Genomic DNA, 16,647 nt, shown 5'->3' with positions numbered 1-16,647 from the left:
CAGGAGAGAAATAATGATGTCGAAGAAAGTACGCCTGGCCTTGGCCGTCTTGATGATCGGTGCACTGGCAGCGTGTAAGTCGGGTGTCAAGGAAACGAACCCGAACGCCGGTGCGATGAACACCCAGCCGAACCCGAACGCGGTCGCCCAGGTGAACGTCGATGAGCTGAACAATCCGAACAGCCCGCTCGCCAAGCGCAGCGTGTACTTCGATTTCGACAGCTACGCCGTCAAGGACGACTACCAGTCGCTGCTGCAAGCTCACGCACAGTACCTCAAGACGCACCCGGAACGTCACGTCCTGATCCAGGGCAACACCGACGAGCGCGGCACGAGCGAATACAACCTGGCGCTGGGTCAAAAGCGTGCTGAAGCGGTCCGTCGCGCCCTCTCGCTGATGGGCGTGCCCGATTCGCAAATGGAAGCCGTCAGCCTCGGTAAGGAAAAGCCGGTCGCAACGGGCCACGACGAAGCATCGTGGGCGCAGAACCGCCGTGCTGACCTCGTGTATCAACAGTAATTGAGCATTGGATGAAGGGGCGTATGTCGCACCGTTTCTCCCCGCTGCGCGTAGCCGCAGCCGCTTGCGTGGCTGGCGTCGCCTTTGCGGCGCTGCCGGCCCACGCGGGTATCTTCGATGACGATCAGGCGCGCCAGGCGATTCTCGACCTGCGCGCGAAAACGGACAGCCTGTCCAGCCAGCTGTCCGCCGCTCAACGCACGATCCTCGACCAGTCCAACCACCTCGACCAGCTCAACCAGCAGGTCGCGACGTTGCGCGGACAGAACGAGGATATGGCGAACCAGTTGGCGACCCTGCAGAAGCAACAGAAGGACTACTACACGGATCTCGACACGCGACTCAAGAAGTTCGAGCCGCAGCAGGAGACCGTGGACGGCATGCAAGGCACGGTTCAGCCGGGTGAGATGGACGCGTTCAACGCCGCTTCGCAGCAGTTCCGCAACGGCGACTTCAAGAACGCGGCGGCATCGTTCCGTAGCTTCATCGCGAAGTTCCCGCAGAGTCCTTACCAGCCGACCGCGCAGTACTGGCTCGGCAACGCGCTCTATGCGCTGAAGGACTACAAGGGGTCGACCGCGACGTGGCAGAACGTCGTCAACAAATACCCGCAACACCCGCGTGCCCCCGAGGCACTGCTGGCCATTGCAAACAATCAGATCGAGCAGGGGCAAAAGGCTGCGGCCAAACGCACGCTCGAGCAGGTCGTTTCGCAATACGGCAACTCGGATGTCGCCCAGACGGCGCAGAGCAAGCTTTCACAGCTCAAATAAGCGCTGCTGAATGGTTTTGGCGTGACGTGGCGCTGGCTAATGCCAATGCCGCGAAATGCGCCTCTCGCATACAGGGAAGGCCCGGGGCACGGCGTGCTCCGGGCGCTTCCATCGGTTTTATGACGGCAAAAGTTGACGCGTTGACCAGACGCCGCTATAATCCCGCTTCTCTTTTGGGTCGTTAGCTCAGCTGGTAGAGCAGCGGACTTTTAATCCGTTGGTCACAGGTTCGAATCCCGTACGGCCTACCAAAGCATCAAGCAAAAAGCCCAGTCTCCGGACTGGGCTTTTTGCTTTGCAGCGTACGGCGCAGGCTCAAGCGTCTTGAGTGACTCGGCGCGCGAGCATGCGTCCAGCATGTATACTCCCTCCCCCGCCGTCCCATCCCCGCTGCACAGGCCACGTCATCATGAAGTTCACGACCCTTGCCTGCGCCCTGCTCGCGCTTTTCTGGCTCAGTCTGCGCGTTCAGGCGCAAATTCAACCGCAACCCGAAGACTACGCATACCTGCGCCGCATACGCGTGCCGGACGCCGTCGTCAATTGCGTTGCCGCGCTCGACCAGTGGGTGCATAAGGCGCAGCGTTACGATTCGCTGCTCGTGCCCGATCGGCGCGCGCTCTCGGCGAAAATCGAGCAGCCCGCGCCCGCGAATGCCACGCCCACGCCCGTCGCGAGCGACGCACTTACGCCTGCCCCGTCCATCGACACACTGGTCCATCTGCGCGCCTTCGCCAAGGTCCGCGGCAAGTACGCCTGGGTGCCCGTGAAGGCCACCTGCGGGATCTGGCATTCGCACGTCGTCGACGTCGCGCTGTCGCCGCGCGGCACGCACGCAACGTCGCCGATCCACTGACGACACTTCGTCATCCTTATCGCTTCCCGCAACAAAAAAGCCCGCGCGCCTGACAGCGCACGGGCTTTTTCGCATCGAGCGACGCGCGGCCCATGCCGCGCGCAAACTCAGTCCGCCTTGACGCCTTCGACCTGGATCTGCAGCGTCGTCGCCGTCTTGAAGCCATACGACTGGCCCCAGTTCACGCCGTAGTCCGCGCGGTCGAATTGCGCCGATGCGTCCGCGCCGCACACTTCACGCTTGAGCATCGGGTTCTGGAAGCACTTGAACGAGTCGATCTTCAGGTTCAGCGGCTTGGTCACGCCATGCAGCGTGAACGTGCCGATCACTTCCACGGGCTTGTCGCCTTCGAAGCGGATCGACGTGCCCTTGTAGGTGGCCGTCGGGAACTTCGCGGTGTCGAGGAATTCGGCCGAGCTCACGTGCTTGTCGAGCTTCGCGTTGCCGGTATCGATCGACGATGCGTCGATCGTCACGTCCACCGTGCCCGTCTTCGCCTCGCGATCGAGCGTGACCGTGCCCGAGCTCTTCGTGAACTTGCCGCGCCACACCGAGACGCCGCCGAAGTGATCGGCTTCGAAGCTCGGATAGGTGTGCATCGGGTCGAGGTTATAGGTCGTGGCGGCTGCGAGCGCCGGCGTGGCGACGAAGGCTGCGAGCGAGGCGGCAACGGCCGCGGCGAAAATCGTGGTCTTCATGAATCGATTCCTGGTGCGGGAGAAACGGGATGAAAAAGCGGTGCCGTACGCGCGTCAGTGCGCGGCGGACACGATGTGAAACTTGATCTGCACGTCGTCGGCGACGATCGAGGTGTCCTTCCACTCGCCCGAGCCGATGCCGTAAGCGAGACGCTTGATCGGCAGTGTGCCGTCGAACACCTGGGTGGCGCCGTCCTTGCGGTACTGCACCGGCACGACGACGTCGGTCGTCTTGCCCTTGATGGTCAGCTTGCCGGTCACCGTGAACGCGCCGTTCGCGGCGGGCTTGATCTGCGTGGAGACGAAGGTCGCGTGCGGGAAATGCGAAGCGTCGAACCATTCGTCGCCGGCGACTTCCGTGTTGTATTCCGGCGCGCCGAGGTCGAAGCTCGCCACCTCGACGTCGAGCTTCGCGCTCGATGCCGCGACGTTCGCCGGATCGAAGCGCACGTCGGCGGTGAAGTGGTTGAAGCGCCCTTCGACCGGCACATTCATTTGCTTGAACACGGCGCTCACGGAGTTCTTCGCGGCTTCGGCCGCGGCGTTGGCGTTCGTGGCGAAGGTCGTGACAAGTGCCGCGCCGGCGGCGAGCGCCGCGCCGAGCGCGACGACGGAAGCAGTATGGGCAAGACGCTGGATCATGGGCAGTCGGTCCAAGGTGGAAGGTATCGGGAAATGGAGATGGCGCATGCGCGCCGCGAAGTCATTCGCGCGGCGTGCCGAACGGCAGCATGCGAGAGAGGATGTTCTGGCGGTCGATCAACTGGTGCTTGATGACGGCGAGCACGTGCAGCACGACCACGGTGAGCAGGGTGTAGTTCAGCGAGATATGCACGACGCGCAGCACGCCCTTGAGCGCGGTGTCGGGGCCGATCAGCACGGGCATCGGCCAGATGCCGAGGTACACGACCTGAATGCCGGCCGCCGAACTGTAGAGATATCCCGTGACCGGAATCGCGACCATCAGCACGTAAAGCGCGGTATGGCCCAGGTGCGCGGCGAGCCGTTCCCAGCCATGCATGGATCCGGGCAGCGCGGGCGCGGTGTGCGTCACGCGCCAGAGAATGCGCACGAGCACGAGCGCGAGCACGGTCACGCCAATCCACTTGTGCCACGAGAAGTAGCGCAGCTTCGTGGGCGTGATGCCCGGAATGTCGGTCATGACCCAGCCGAGCGCAAAGCCCCAGACGATCAGCGCGGCGATCAGCCAGTGCAGCAGCATGGCAACGCCGTTATAGCGGCCGGCGGGCTTGACGGTGGGGTTCATCGGCATACGACTCCATTATTCGAGGTGTGCACTTTACCCGGCCAAACCTATTCAAACAATCGTCTAAAATGGATGGTTATCATCCATTTTTTCGATAGATCGAAAAGGACCGTACCTCGTGGACCGCACCTCGGACCGCTCCCCTAGCCTCGAGCAGCTGCGCGCGCTGATCGCCGTCGCCGAAACCGGCAGCTTCTCGGCGGCGGCGCGCCAGCTCGACCGCGCGCAGTCGGTGGTCAGCTATACGATCGCCAATCTCGAGGCGCTGCTGGGCGTCGCGCTGTTCGAGCGCGGCAAGCGCAAGCCGGAACTCACGGCCGCGGGCCGCGCGATCCTCGCCGACGCGCGCCGCCTCGATCTGCTCATGGGTCAGCTTAACGCCAAGGCGGCCGGCCTGCAGAGGGGGCTCGAGGGCGAGGTTTCGCTGGCCGTGGACGTGATGTTTCCGTCGCAGCGGCTCATCGAGGCCCTGCAGGCGTTCGCGTTCACGTTTCCCACCGTCGCGCTGAATCTCACCATGGAAGCGCTTGGCGGCGTGCTCAAGCTCGTGCTCGACGGCGACTGCGCGGTGGGGATCAGCGGGCCGAACCACAACTGGCCGCACGTGATCGAAGCCCAGTCCATCGGCACCGTGGAACTCGTGCTCGTGGCCGCCCCCTGCCATCCGCTCGCCAAGGCGGAGCAACCCGTGCGCATTTCGGATGCGCGCGAGCACACGCAGCTGGTGCTCACCGACCGCAGCCGCCTTACCGAGGGCCAGAATTTCGGCGTGTACAGCAATCGCGCGTGGAAACTCGGCGACTTGGGCGCCAAGCACCGGCTGCTGCTCGCGGGCCTCGGCTGGGGGTCGATGCCGAAGCACCTCGTGGAAGCCGATCTCGAAGCCGGTCGGCTCGTGCGCGTCGCGCTCGCGGACCGGCGCTCGGTGAACTACAACATCTCGCTGATCCATCGCACCGACGCGGCGCGCGGCCCCGCCAGCGAGTGGCTCTGCCACTACCTCACGCAAGGTACGCCGCCGCAGGCGCCGTTGCCCGACGCGCGCTGAACGCTGAACTGGCGCGGGAGCGAAGCGCGTGCGGGTTGTACGAACGCAAGCCCGCGCACGCCTGAGTCTGCCCCTGGCGATGTAGGGTGCGCCGCCCGCTTCAGCCCTTCTTGACCTTGGCCGCCTTGGCCGCCTTGGCCGCCTTGGCCGGCGCAGCCGCTGGCGCTGCCGCCGCCGCGGGTGGCACCACGCCCGACCAGCCCGGCAAATAACGCGCGTCGGCATCGTGCGCGTGCGATAGCGCCTCGGCGAGCGCAGCGTCGAAGTCCTTGCGCAGGCGCGTTTCGGATACCTTACGGCGCAGATAGTCGGCCCACAGGAATTCGCTGAACGGCGTCGTGTCCTTCGCGTAGCCGCCCGCCGTGCGCAACTCGCCCGCGAGGCTGCGATACGGATCGTCGGCAAGGCCGAGAAGCTGCTTCGGCAACTGGTCGAATTCGCAGCGCTCGCCCGCGGCATCGAACGGATGCACCCACTGGTCGTGCTCCATCATGCGCCAGAAAATGGTGGGCTCGAGCCATGAGAGATCCTTGAGCACCGTCACCCGCACGCTCTGCACCGACTCTTCGAGCCACGCGCGGCCAAGGTGGTGATGATCGACCACGTAGTAGCGCGACTTCGGCCCCAGCACGGCGGGAAACCAGTGCGAGTCGATGGCCGCCGCGCGCCCCTTCTTGTCGAGCGTCTGCCAGTGCGCGCGCTTGGCGTTCACCTCCCGAAAGCCCACTGTGATCTGCGTGGGACGCAACTCGTCGAGCTTCACGGTGATGAGATGGAGATCGGTGTTCGGCAGGTTCATGGCGGGCCTCCTGTTTTAGTGTCGGTTCATGTCGGGGTCGATCGCGCAACGATACAGCCGAACGGCCATGCACGCCGGTTCAATCGAACGAGCGCCGCGCGCCCCGTGCGCAGGGTCAACCCTGAGACGGGCGGGCACGCTGGATGCACGCTTTCGCCGCTTCGCCTATAAATGCGCCAAGGGACAGACGGCGCGCACCACCACGCCCGTCATGCTCCCGCCGCTGTCAGTTGCACGTCTTCCAGGCTCAACCAACGACACAAGCGAGGGCATTTTGGATCTCGAAACCATCCGCGTATTCATCATGACCCGGGGCATCGACTTCGGGACCAAGGTCGTGGCGGCGATCGTCCTGTGGATCATCGGACGCTGGGCCATCAACCTCGTCGCCGGTGTGCTGCGCAAGGTGCTCGCGCGCAACGAGCGCGTCGATCCCACGCTCGCGCATTACCTCAGTTCGATCCTCGCCGCCGTGTTGAACCTGCTGCTGGTCCTCGCGATCCTGCAGGTGTTCGGCGTGCAGACCACCTCGTTCGCGGCGCTCCTCGCCGGTCTCGGCCTCGCCATCGGTACGGCGTGGGGCGGGCTGCTCGCGCATTTCGCGGCAGGCGTGTTCATGCAGGTGCTGCGCCCGTTCAAGGTGGGCGACTTCGTGACGGCCGGGGGCGTGACGGGCACCGTGAAGGAACTCGGCATCTTCGGCACGACCATCATCTCGCCGGACAACGTGGTCAACATCGTCGGCAACAACAAGATCTTCTCGGACACCATCTCGAACTACAGCGCGACGCCCGTGCGCCGCGTAGAGCTGACCGCGAAGATCGCCAACGGCGTCGATCCCGTCGATGCCGCCAGCCGTCTGCGCACGGCCATCGCCAAAATTCCGAACGTTTCGCAGGAGCCGCCGCCCAACGTCGAGATTCTCTCGTTCACGCCCGAAGGCCCGCTGCTGGCTGTACGTCCCTACACCAGCAACGACTCCTACTGGCAGGTGTATTTCGACACCAACCGCACGATTGTCGAGACCTTCAAGGACGCGGGCTACCCGACGCCCGAAACGCCCTCGATCATTCGCCGCGTGGGCACCTAGCGCCGCGTTCGACGCGAGCGCCAAAACAAAACGGCATCGCCTTCGCAGGCGATGCCGTTTTTCCTTGCGTTGCGGCCCGAAGGCGCCGGACGCTCAACCGCCGTTGGGCTTGCGCACCGCGCCGCCGCGCGAGTCCTTGCGCAGCATCTTCCACACGCCGCCGATCAGGATCGGCACGATCGCCGCGCCGATGCCGACGAGCACGATCACGTTGAGGTACTGGCGAATGAACGGAATGTTGCCGAAGAAGTAGCCGAGCAGTACGAGCAGCAACACCCAGGACAGCGCGCCCGTGACCGTGAAAAACTGAAAGCGTCGCATAGGCATTTGCGAGACGCCCGCCACGAACGGCGCGAACGTCCGCACGACAGGAATGAAGCGCGCGAGCACGATGGTCTTGCCGCCGTGGCGTTCGTAGAATTCGTGGGTTTTCTGCAGCGCGGCGCGGTCGAGGAAGCGTTCGAGCACAGGAATGTGCGTATTGAACACTTTCGGCCCGATGGCGCGCCCAATCAGAAAGTTCACCGTATTGCCGAGGACCGCAGCCACGAGCAGCAGCACGATCAGCACGCCGAGATTCATCTCATGCGTCGCGGCAAACGCACCGCCGATGAAGAGCAGCGAGTCGCCGGGCAGGAACGGCAGCACCACGAGGCCGGTTTCGCAGAACACGATCAGGAACAGCACCGCGTAGACCCAGCCGCCGTATTGCTGGATGAAGACACCGAGAAACTTGTCGATGTGCAAGACAAGATTGACGAACTGCAGAAGCGTATCCAAAAGTGTCCCTTATTGATCGTGGGCCGCGCGCCTGAAAAAGCGCATTCGCCCTGCGTTGCGCGAGAAGCCAAATTGATCGCGCCATGATACCGAAAGTGCCCGTGAGCCACGAAAATTTCCCGCCAATTTCGGTGAATTTGCGCACAAAGCGCTGCTACATGAGGGTTTCGCGGGCGCTGAAGCGCGTCGGGTCGGCTAGCGCCGACTCGCTATAATTGCGCGCATGTCTTCGAACTCCGAACCCACCGGCGCCGTGCCGGATTCCGCCAGCGCCGCCGACACTGGCGCCACGACCGGCGCCGCAGTCGCGTCGCGTGCCGCGCAGCCCGCGCGCGCGATCCAGGCGTTGCCCGACCAGCTCATCAGCCAGATCGCCGCGGGTGAAGTGGTCGAGCGGCCTGCCTCCGTCGTCAAGGAACTGCTCGAAAACGCGCTCGACGCGGGCGCGAGCACGCTGCGCATCCTGCTCGACGAGGGCGGCGTCAAGCGCATCTCCATCGCCGACGACGGCTGCGGCATTCCCGAAGCCGAACTCCCGCTCGCGCTCATGCGGCACGCCACGAGCAAGATCCGCTCGCTCGCCGAACTGGAGAGCGTCGCGACGCTCGGGTTCCGGGGCGAAGCGTTGGCGTCGATCGCCTCGGTCGCCGAGATGTCGATCACGAGCCGCAGCGCCGACGCGCAGCACGCCGTGAAGATCGACGGGCACACCGGCGCGATCTCGCCGGCTGCGGGCGGCCAGGGAACGACCATCGAAGTGCGCGAGCTGTACTTCAACACGCCCGCGCGCCGCAAGTTCCTGAAGAGCGAGCAGACCGAGCTGGGCCATTGCCTCGAGATGATCCGCCGCAGCGCGCTCGCACGCCCGGACGTCGCGATCTCGGTGCTGCACAACGGCCGCGCCGTGGAGCACTGGAACGCGAGCGATCCGGCCACGCGCGTCTCGAAGATCCTCGGCGAAGTGTTCGCCACGGCGCATCTGCCGCTCGACGAGCGCGCCGGGCCGCTCGCCGTCTACGGTTGTGCAGGGCTGCCGACGGCGAGCCGCAACCGCGCCGACCAGCAGTACTTCTTCGTGAACGGCCGCTTCGTGCGCGACAAGCTGCTCACGCACGCGGTGCGCTCGGCGTATGAGGACGTGCTGCACGGCGAGCGCTACCCGTCGTACGTGCTGTTCCTCGACCTGCCGCCCGAAGCCGTCGACGTGAACGTGCATCCCTCGAAGATCGAAGTGCGTTTCCGCGATTCGCGCTCGATTCACCAGTTCGTGTTCCATGCCGTGCAGCGCGCGCTAGCGCGCCACGCGGGCGCCTCGCCCGAGACGACCTCGGGCGGCCATGCCGCGGCGCTCATCGAGCCGCGGGCGTTGCCGGGCGCCGGGGTGCTGGGCGCCTCGGTCGGGCTGGCTTCGGGCGCGGCCGACTCCGCGCGCGCAGGCGCAGCGCCCGGCTTCGGCGCGGACGGCAGGTTCGGCACCGCGAGCGTGGCAAGCAGCTTCGGCGGCGGCGCGGGTGGCCTGCCTTCGCGCGCGTCGGGCTTCGGTCAGCCAGGCGGCGGCGGTGCAGGCGCGAGCAGCGGCAACACCTGGCTGCGCCAGTCGCGCATGACGCAAGGCAGCCTGCCTGTCGCGCAGCCGCTCGCGCTATATGACGCGTTGTTCGGCCGCAAGGATGTCGGCGCCGGCACGGCGCAAGGTTCGAGCGTCCCGCAGGCGCAAGACGGCGCAGCCGGTGCAGCCGATGCATTCGCCACCGGCGCGCCGCACGCCGCCTTCGAAGCCGGCGAGGACCACCCGCTCGGTTTCGCGCTCGGCCAGGTTCACGGCATCTACGTGCTCGCGCAGAACGCGCGCGGCCTCGTGATCGTCGACATGCACGCCGCGCACGAACGCATCCTGTACGAGCAGTTCAAGCAGGCCCTCGCCGAACGCTCGCTCGCCGTGCAGCCCTTGCTGATCCCGATCTCGATGACGGCCGATCCCGTCGAAACCGGCACCGTCGAGGAAGAAAAGGCCACGCTCGAAGCGCTGGGCTTCGATCTCGCCGTCCTCTCGCCCACCTCGATTGCGATCCGCGCGGTGCCCGCGCTCCTCAAGGACGCCGATCTCCAGGCGCTCGCGCGCGCCGTGCTCGCCGACCTGCACGAGTATGGCGGCTCGCGCGTGCTCACCGAGCGCCAGCACGAGATGCTCGGCACGCTCGCCTGCCATCACGCGGTGCGCGCGAACCGGCGTCTCACGCTCGACGAAATGAACGCGCTCCTGCGCCAGATGGAAGCCACCGAGCGTGCCGACCAGTGCAACCACGGCCGGCCGACCTGGTATCAGCTCACGCTCGCCGATCTCGATCGGCTCTTCATGCGCGGTCAATGACGCAGTCCACGAAACAGGAAGGCGCAGCGCTGCCCGTCGCGTGTCTGCTCGGCCCCACGGCCTCGGGCAAGACGGCGGCCGCGCTCGCCTATGCCGCGCAGTCGGCGGCGCGCGGGCGCACGGTGGAAATCGTGAGCGTCGATTCGGCGCTCGTGTACCGCGAGATGGACATCGGCACGGCGAAGCCGAACGCCGCGGAGCGTGCGGCCGCCGCGCATCATCTGATCGATATCGTCGATCCGCTGAATGCCTATTCCGCCGCCGACTTTCGTGCCGACGCGCTGCGCGTGACGGGCGAAATCGTTGCGCGCGGGAACGTGCCGCTGCTCGTGGGCGGGACGATGCTCTACTACAAGGCGCTCACCCAAGGCCTGAACGACCTGCCCTCGGCCGATCCGGCCGTGCGCGCGCAACTCGACGCCGAAGCCGCGCGCGACGGCTGGCCCGCCATGCATGCCCGCCTCGCGCAGGTCGATCCGCCCACGGCTGCACGCCTCGCCCCGAACGACTCGCAGCGCATCCAGCGGGCGCTCGAAATCTTCATGCTGAGCGGGCAGCCGATGTCGGTGCTGCTCGCCACGCCGTCCACGCGCGAAGATGAAGCCGCGCGCTACCGCTTCGTGCCCGTCGCGCTCGAGCCGTCCGAACGCAGCGTGCTGCACGCGCGTATCGAAGCGCGCTTCGATGCGATGCTCGCCGGCGGTCTCATCGACGAGGTGAAGGCGCTGCGTGCGCGCGGGGACCTGAACCCCAACCTGCCATCCATGCGCTGCGTGGGTTATCGCCAGGTTTGGGAATACCTCGATGGCGAAGTCGACTATGACACCATGCGCGACAAGGGCGTCTTTGCCACCCGCCAGCTCTGCAAGCGTCAGCTCACGTGGCTGCGCGCCATGCCGGAGCGCATCGTCGTGGATTGCTGCGCGCAGGATGCGACCGATCAGGCCGTCGCGGCCGTAGCGCAGATCGGCGGCTGAAGCCGCGTCCCCCTTTCCCCGCTTCGGCTCCCGGGCGCTTTGTGCGCCACAACATCCCCGTTCCGTCCGCAGGCGGCGCACGTGCGTGCGTTGCCCGCGCGCCATCGCCCGCCGCAGCGCGCCACCGAAAACCGCCCTCGCCCGCTTGACTTTCGACCGACCGGATACGATCATTCGTTCATCACTAGAGCAATTGCTCAGGCTTGAGCCGATCGGCCGCTTTGAGTAAGGAGACACCGAATGAACACCGAACGCAGCAATGCGAACGTGATCCTGCACATCGGCGCCGGGTCGTTTCACCGGGCGCATCAGGCGTGGTACCTGCATCGCGTGAACCTCGCGCGCAAGCCCGACGAGGCCGCATGGTCGCTCACCGTCGGCAACATCCGCTCCGACATGAACGCCGTGATGGACGTGCTGGCCGCGCAAAACGGCGTCTACACGCTCGAAACAGTCACGCCGCAGGGCGAGCGCGCCTACGAGACGATCCGCTCGATCACGCGCGTGCTGCCGTGGTCGGCCGATCTCGCGAGCCTGATCGATGCAGGCGCCGACGCGAACTGCAGGATCATCGCGTTCACGGTGACCGAAGGCGGCTATTACCTCGACGAGCACGACCGCCTCGACACCGCGAACCCCGACCTCGCCGCCGACCTCAAGGGCGGCCGCACGACGATTTACGGCGCGCTCGCCGCGATCCTCGAAGCGCGCATGGCACGTGACGGCGGCCCCGTCACGCTGCAGACCTGCGACAACCTGCGCAGCAACGGCAAGCGCTTTCACGCGGGCATGCGCGAATTCCTCGCGCTGCGCGGCGCAACGGATCTGCGCGACTGGTTCGATGCCAACACGGCGTGCCCCGACTCCATGGTCGACCGCATCACGCCGCGCCCCACGCCCGACGTGCGCGAGCGCGTGAAAGCGGCGACCGGCGTGGACGACGCCTGTCCAGTGATGGGCGAAGCGTTCATCCAGTGGGTGATCGAGGATCACTTCTGCGCGGGGCGGCCCGCGTGGGAGCGCGCAGGCGCCGAGATGGTCGAATCGGTGATGCCCTACGAGGAAGCGAAGATCCGCATCCTCAATGCCACGCACAGCTGCATTGCGTGGGCGGGCACGCTCATCGCGCTCGACTTCATCCACGAAGGCACCCACGACGCCGACATCCGTACCTTCGCGCGCGAGTACGTGAGCGAAGACGTGATTCCCTGCCTCACGCCCAGCCCGCTCGATCTCGCGAAGTATCGCGACGTCGTGCTCGAACGCTTCAGCAATCCGTACATCCAGGACACGAACCAGCGCGTGGCCGCCGACGGCTACTCGAAGATCCCGGGCTTCATCGCGCCCACGCTCGCGCAACGCATCGCCGCGGGCGCGACGCCCGCCGCCACGGCCATGCTGCCTGCGCTCTTCCTGCGCTTTCTGGAACGCTGGCACAAGGGCACGCTGCCCTACCGCTACCAGGACGGCGTGATGGACGAAGCGGCCGTCCACCGCATGTTCGAAACTGGCGACCCCGTCTCGACGTTTCTCGGCGACAAGCTGCTGTGGGGCGGCCTCGCCGGCAACCCGACTCTGGGCGGCGCGGTGCGCGGCGCGCTCACGCGCGTGGACCAGTGGCTCGCCTCTCGCGGCTGCAGCGTTTGAAAAAAGACCCCAGCGCAATCCGCAACACCTGCGCCACGCGCGCCCTCCGGGTCGGCGCGCATGGCGTCGCGCCCGGCGCGCGGCTAAAGTAGCGCAACTCTCTTCACGACTTCAGCGCGCCTATGTATCTCGGCATCGACCTCGGCACCTCCGAAGTGAAAGTCCTGCTGCTCGCGCCCGACGGCCGCGTGATCGGCACTGCCGGCACGCCCTTCGTCGTCTCGCGCCCTCACCCGCGCTGGTCCGAGCAGAATCCCGCCGACTGGTGGGAAGGCACGCGCCGCGCGCTCGCCGCGCTGCGCGAGGCGCATCCTCACGAATTCGCGCAGGTGCGCGGCATTGGCCTCTCCGGCCAGATGCACGGCGCGGTGCTGCTCGACGCGCACGACAACGTCTTGCGCCCCGCGATCCTCTGGAACGATATGCGCGCGGTGGACGAATGCGCCGAACTCACCGCACGTGCGCCGCAGCTGCATCGCATAGCGGGCAATCTCGCCATGCCGGGCTTCACCGCGCCCAAGCTGCTGTGGGTCGCGCGCCACGAGCCGCAGATCTTTCGCGAGACGGCCTGTGTGCTGCTGCCGAAGGACTATCTGCGCCTGCAGCTCACCGGCGGCAAGGTCTCCGATCCTTCGGATGCCGCGGGCACGCTCTGGCTCGACGTGGCCAAACGCGACTGGTCCGATGCGCTGCTCGACGCCTGCAACATGACACGCGCGCAAATGCCCGCGCTCGCCGAAGGCAGCGCGCCCTCCGGCACGCTGCTGCCTGCGCTCGCACGCGAGTTCGGTCTGCGCGAGGACGTGGTCGTGGCAGCGGGCGGCGGCGACAACGCGACGAGCGCCATCGGCATCGGCGCCACGCAGCCCGGCGACGGCTTCGTCTCGCTCGGCACCTCGGGCGTGCTCTGCGTGGTGGGCGACCGTTTCCGGCCGAATCCCGCTTCTGCCGTGCACGCGTTCTGCCACGCGATTCCGGACCGCTGGCACCAGATGAGCGTCGTGCTTTCGGCGGCGAGTTGCCTGCGCTGGGTCTGCAAGCTCACGGGCACGAACGAGCCCACACTGCTCGCCGAAGTGGAGCAGCTCAACGCGCCAACCCTCGCCGAAGCCCCGCTCTTCCTGCCGTATCTCTCGGGCGAGCGCACGCCGCACAACGACCCGTATGCGCAGGGCGTGTTCTTCGGCATGACGCACGCGACCGACCGCGCACTGCTCGGCTACGCCGTGCTCGAAGGCGTGACGCTCGCGCTCACCGACGGCCTCGACGCGCTCGCGGCCGCGGGCACCGAAGTGGGCGCGCTGTCGATGCTGGGCGGCGGCGCGCGCAGCGGCTACTGGGCGCAACTGGTTGCAGACGCATTCGACACGCCCACGCGCCAGCACGGCGGCGGCGAGACGGGCGCGGCGCTCGGAGCGGCCCGCCTTGGCTGGCTCGCGGCAGGCGGCAACGCGCGTGAAGTGCTGACCAAGCCGCCCGTGGTGGCCGAGTACGCGCCGAATGCGGCGCGCCACGCGGCGCTGCGCGAGCGGCTCACTGCCTACCGCGCGCTGTACCGCCACGTGCGCCCGCTCTTCGAGCCCTCGCGCGAACGCCTCGCGTAACGCGTGCAGTACACTTCGGCCCCGCATCCCCCCGACCCCCATCGTGCCCAAGTCCACCGAAAAACTCGATCTCGCGACCCGCGCCGCCTGGCTCTACTACGTGGCCGGCAACACCCAGAACGAAATCGCCGAGAAGCTGCAGGTGTCGCGCCCGGTCGCGCAGCGCCTCGTCGCGTTCGCGGTCGAGAAGAACCTCATTCGCGTGCGCGTCGATCATCGTCTCGCCGACTGCCTCGCGCTCGCCGACGCGCTTTCGAAGCGCTACGGCCTTTCGGTTTGCGAAGTGGTGCCCGTGGACAATGACACGCCCGAGGAAATCGACCGCAAGCTCGCCGTGGCAGGGGCGCAGGTGATGGAGCGCTATCTGGGCGAAGAGCGGCCGATGGTGGTGGCCGTGAGCAGCGGTCGAACGCTCAAGGCCGCCGTCGATCAGATCGCGCAGCTGGAGCGGCCGCAGCATCGGCTGGTTTCGATGGTGGGCGCGATCGCCCAGGACGGTTCGTCGAACCGCTACGACGTCGCGCTGCATATCTCCGAGAAGACGGGCGGCAAGCACTTTCTGCTGCCCGCGCCGCTCATCGCGGATAGCGAGGCCGAGCGCGCGCAATGGTGCAATCACCGGCTCTATCGCATCGTCGAGTCGTTGTCGGGCGAGGCCGATGTCGCGTTCGTCGGCATCGGCAACATCGGCGAGCATTGCCCGCTGCATGAGGACGGCTTCATCACCTCCGACGAAGTGCGCGAACTGATGGACCAGGGCGCCATCGCCGAAATGCTCGGCCTGCCGATCGACGCCGCCGGCAAGCGCGTCGATTCGCCCACGGGCCGCCGCGTGACGAGCGTGTACCTCGATTCGCCGCCGCGCCGCCCGACCATCGGCTTCGCCGGCGGCGCGCGCAAGCGCGAAGCGGTGATCGCGGCGCTCAACGGCGGCTGGCTCTCCGGGCTCGTCACCGACGAGCTGTGCGCGCGCGCCGCGATCGAACGCTAAGCCCCAAAAAAGCGCCCGCACGAAGCGGGCTAACAAAGGCAACCTCAGGTACCTCGCCACACAAGACACCGCCTCACCCTCCTCCGAGGCGGTGCGTCCGGCAAGCCAGTGAATTCACGCAGCCAGTTGCTGCGCGAAGCGACGCTCGAACGCCTGGCCGTTCGCGTCGAAGAGGTGGCAATGGTCGGGCGTCGAGCCCACCTTGAACGCCTCGCCGCGATCGTGACGCTCCAGCGGCGGAATGCGCGCGATCAGGCCATCGGGCGCGACCGGGCATTCGGCGTAAAGATAGGCGGCGTCACCGAGCGACTCCACCGTCATCGCCTTCGCGCTCACGCCTTCCGCGCCCGTCATGATGTGCAGATGCTCGGGGCGGATGCCCACCGTCACCTTGTCGCCCTCGCGCGCCTTGCCCGGCTCGACGCCCACCTTCTGCGTATCGCCCGTTTCGTAGCGCACGACGATGCCGTCGCTGCCGATCTGCTGCACCGTGCCGTCGAGGAAATTCATCTTCGGCGAGCCGATGAAGCCCGCCACGAAGCGGTTCGCCGGCGCGTGATATAGACGGTTCGGACTGCCGACCTGTTCGACATTGCCTGCCGAGAGCACGACGATCTTGTCGGCGAGCGTCATCGCTTCGACCTGATCGTGCGTCACGTAGATCATCGTCGTCTTGAGTTCGTCGTGCAGGCGCGCGAATTCGAGGCGCATCTTCACGCGCAGCGCGGCGTCGAGATTCGAGAGCGGTTCGTCGAACAGGAACACCTTCGGCTTGCGCGTGATCGCGCGCCCGATCGCCACGCGCTGGCGCTGGCCGCCCGAGAGCTGCTTGGGCTTGCGGTCGAGCAGATGGTCGATGTGGAGGATCTTCGCGGCGTTCTTCACGGCCGCGTCGATTTCGGGCTTCTTCGCGCCCGCGAGCTTCAGGCCGAACGCCATGTTGTCGTACAGCGTCATGTGCGGATACAGCGCGTACGACTGGAACACCATCGCAATGCCGCGCTTGGCCGGCGGCACGTCGTTCATGCGCGTGCCGTCGATCATCAGGTCGCCGCCGCTGATGTCCTCCAACCCCGCGATCATGCGCATGAGCGTGGTCTTGCCGCAGCCGCTCGGGCCCACGAACACGACGAACTCGCCGTCGCCGATGTCGAGGTTCACGTCGCGCAGCACTTCATTGTCGTCGTAGCGCTTCAGTACGTCTCTGAGGATCACGCTTGCCATGA

15 protein-coding genes, 1 tRNA gene and 1 pseudogene are annotated in these 16,647 nt (G+C 66.5%); 11 read left to right on the top strand and 6 right to left on the bottom strand.

Going from position 1 to position 16,647, the window contains the following annotated elements; translation table 11 throughout:
* Positions 1–13 precede the first annotated feature (13 nt).
* From pal to AB4Y43_RS26415, 4 genes are all read left to right on the top strand, one after another.
* Positions 14–520 (top strand): peptidoglycan-associated lipoprotein Pal, encoded by a 507-nt coding sequence (gene pal / locus AB4Y43_RS26430; protein ID WP_042266217.1) that lies wholly within the window; start codon positions 14–16, stop codon positions 518–520.
* Positions 521–543: 23 nt separating this feature from the next.
* The gene (ybgF, locus tag AB4Y43_RS26425) at positions 544–1,293 is read left to right on the top strand and encodes a tol-pal system protein YbgF (protein ID WP_069262812.1); all 750 of its coding nucleotides are present in this window, start codon (positions 544–546) and stop codon (positions 1,291–1,293) included.
* A 175-nt stretch (positions 1,294–1,468) separates the two neighbouring features.
* A tRNA-Lys gene (locus AB4Y43_RS26420) sits at positions 1,469–1,544 on the top strand.
* Between the two features lie 158 nt (positions 1,545–1,702).
* A complete protein-coding gene (locus tag AB4Y43_RS26415; protein ID WP_368729131.1) occupies positions 1,703–2,149 on the top strand; it encodes a hypothetical protein in 447 nt (148 codons plus the stop codon).
* A gap of 107 nt (positions 2,150–2,256) precedes the next feature.
* Here AB4Y43_RS26415 and AB4Y43_RS26410 read toward each other — a convergent pair whose 3' ends face one another.
* The 3 genes from AB4Y43_RS26410 to AB4Y43_RS26400 all read right to left on the bottom strand — a co-directional run bounded on the left by AB4Y43_RS26410 (position 2,257) and on the right by AB4Y43_RS26400 (position 4,114).
* Complete coding sequence (locus tag AB4Y43_RS26410; RefSeq protein ID WP_069262814.1) at positions 2,257–2,847, bottom strand: YceI family protein; 591 nt, start codon at positions 2,845–2,847, stop codon at positions 2,257–2,259.
* Between the two features lie 54 nt (positions 2,848–2,901).
* Entirely contained in the window at positions 2,902–3,489 is a 588-nt protein-coding gene (locus tag AB4Y43_RS26405; protein WP_368729147.1) for a YceI family protein, read from the bottom strand.
* Between the two features lie 61 nt (positions 3,490–3,550).
* Positions 3,551–4,114: a cytochrome b gene (locus AB4Y43_RS26400; RefSeq protein ID WP_342948468.1), complete on the bottom strand. Its 564-nt coding sequence runs from the start codon at positions 4,112–4,114 to the stop codon at positions 3,551–3,553.
* 118 nt (positions 4,115–4,232) lie between these two features.
* Between AB4Y43_RS26400 and AB4Y43_RS26395 the strand changes: the two genes are divergently transcribed.
* Positions 4,233–5,162: a LysR family transcriptional regulator gene (locus AB4Y43_RS26395; RefSeq protein WP_368729130.1), complete on the top strand. Its 930-nt coding sequence runs from the start codon at positions 4,233–4,235 to the stop codon at positions 5,160–5,162.
* 184 nt (positions 5,163–5,346) lie between these two features.
* On the opposite strand, the pseudogene AB4Y43_RS26390 reads toward AB4Y43_RS26395, so the two are convergent.
* Positions 5,347–5,961, bottom strand: a pseudogene (locus tag AB4Y43_RS26390) (ParB-like protein); the annotation flags it as partial.
* Between the two features lie 274 nt (positions 5,962–6,235).
* Between AB4Y43_RS26390 and AB4Y43_RS26385 the strand changes: the two are divergent.
* Complete coding sequence (locus tag AB4Y43_RS26385; protein ID WP_069262818.1) at positions 6,236–7,051, top strand: mechanosensitive ion channel family protein; 816 nt, start codon at positions 6,236–6,238, stop codon at positions 7,049–7,051.
* 93 nt (positions 7,052–7,144) lie between these two features.
* Here AB4Y43_RS26385 and AB4Y43_RS26380 read toward each other — a convergent pair whose 3' ends face one another.
* Positions 7,145–7,831 (bottom strand): DedA family protein, encoded by a 687-nt coding sequence (locus AB4Y43_RS26380; RefSeq protein ID WP_069262819.1) that lies wholly within the window; start codon positions 7,829–7,831, stop codon positions 7,145–7,147.
* A 223-nt stretch (positions 7,832–8,054) separates the two neighbouring features.
* Here AB4Y43_RS26380 and mutL point away from each other — a divergent pair, with 223 nt between their 5' ends.
* The 5 genes from mutL (at position 8,055) to AB4Y43_RS26355 (ending at position 15,421) form a co-directional block, all read left to right on the top strand.
* A complete protein-coding gene (gene mutL / locus AB4Y43_RS26375; RefSeq protein ID WP_368729129.1) occupies positions 8,055–10,202 on the top strand; it encodes a DNA mismatch repair endonuclease MutL in 2,148 nt (715 codons plus the stop codon).
* A complete protein-coding gene (gene miaA / locus AB4Y43_RS26370; protein WP_368729128.1) occupies positions 10,199–11,179 on the top strand; it encodes a tRNA (adenosine(37)-N6)-dimethylallyltransferase MiaA in 981 nt (326 codons plus the stop codon). The genes mutL and miaA overlap by 4 nt, the downstream gene beginning before the upstream one ends.
* A 240-nt stretch (positions 11,180–11,419) precedes the next feature.
* Positions 11,420–12,826 carry a D-arabinitol 4-dehydrogenase gene (gene dalD / locus AB4Y43_RS26365; protein ID WP_368729127.1) on the top strand — a complete coding sequence of 469 codons (1,407 nt, stop codon included), beginning with the start codon at positions 11,420–11,422 and terminating at the stop codon, positions 12,824–12,826.
* A gap of 122 nt (positions 12,827–12,948) precedes the next feature.
* The gene (gene xylB / locus AB4Y43_RS26360; protein ID WP_368729126.1) at positions 12,949–14,430 is read left to right on the top strand and encodes a xylulokinase; all 1,482 of its coding nucleotides are present in this window, start codon (positions 12,949–12,951) and stop codon (positions 14,428–14,430) included.
* 43 nt (positions 14,431–14,473) lie between these two features.
* Complete coding sequence (locus AB4Y43_RS26355; protein WP_342948464.1) at positions 14,474–15,421, top strand: sugar-binding transcriptional regulator; 948 nt, start codon at positions 14,474–14,476, stop codon at positions 15,419–15,421.
* A gap of 114 nt (positions 15,422–15,535) precedes the next feature.
* Here AB4Y43_RS26355 and AB4Y43_RS26350 read toward each other — a convergent pair whose 3' ends face one another.
* Entirely contained in the window at positions 15,536–16,645 is a 1,110-nt protein-coding gene (locus AB4Y43_RS26350) for a sn-glycerol-3-phosphate ABC transporter ATP-binding protein UgpC (RefSeq protein ID WP_342948463.1), read from the bottom strand.
* Between the last annotated feature and the right edge of the window lie 2 nt (positions 16,646–16,647).

The organism is Paraburkholderia sp. BR10872 (assembly GCF_040965835.1).
GTDB lineage: Bacteria > Pseudomonadota > Gammaproteobacteria > Burkholderiales > Burkholderiaceae > Paraburkholderia > Paraburkholderia nodosa_A.
This window is presented reverse-complemented; position numbering and strand designations above follow the sequence as displayed.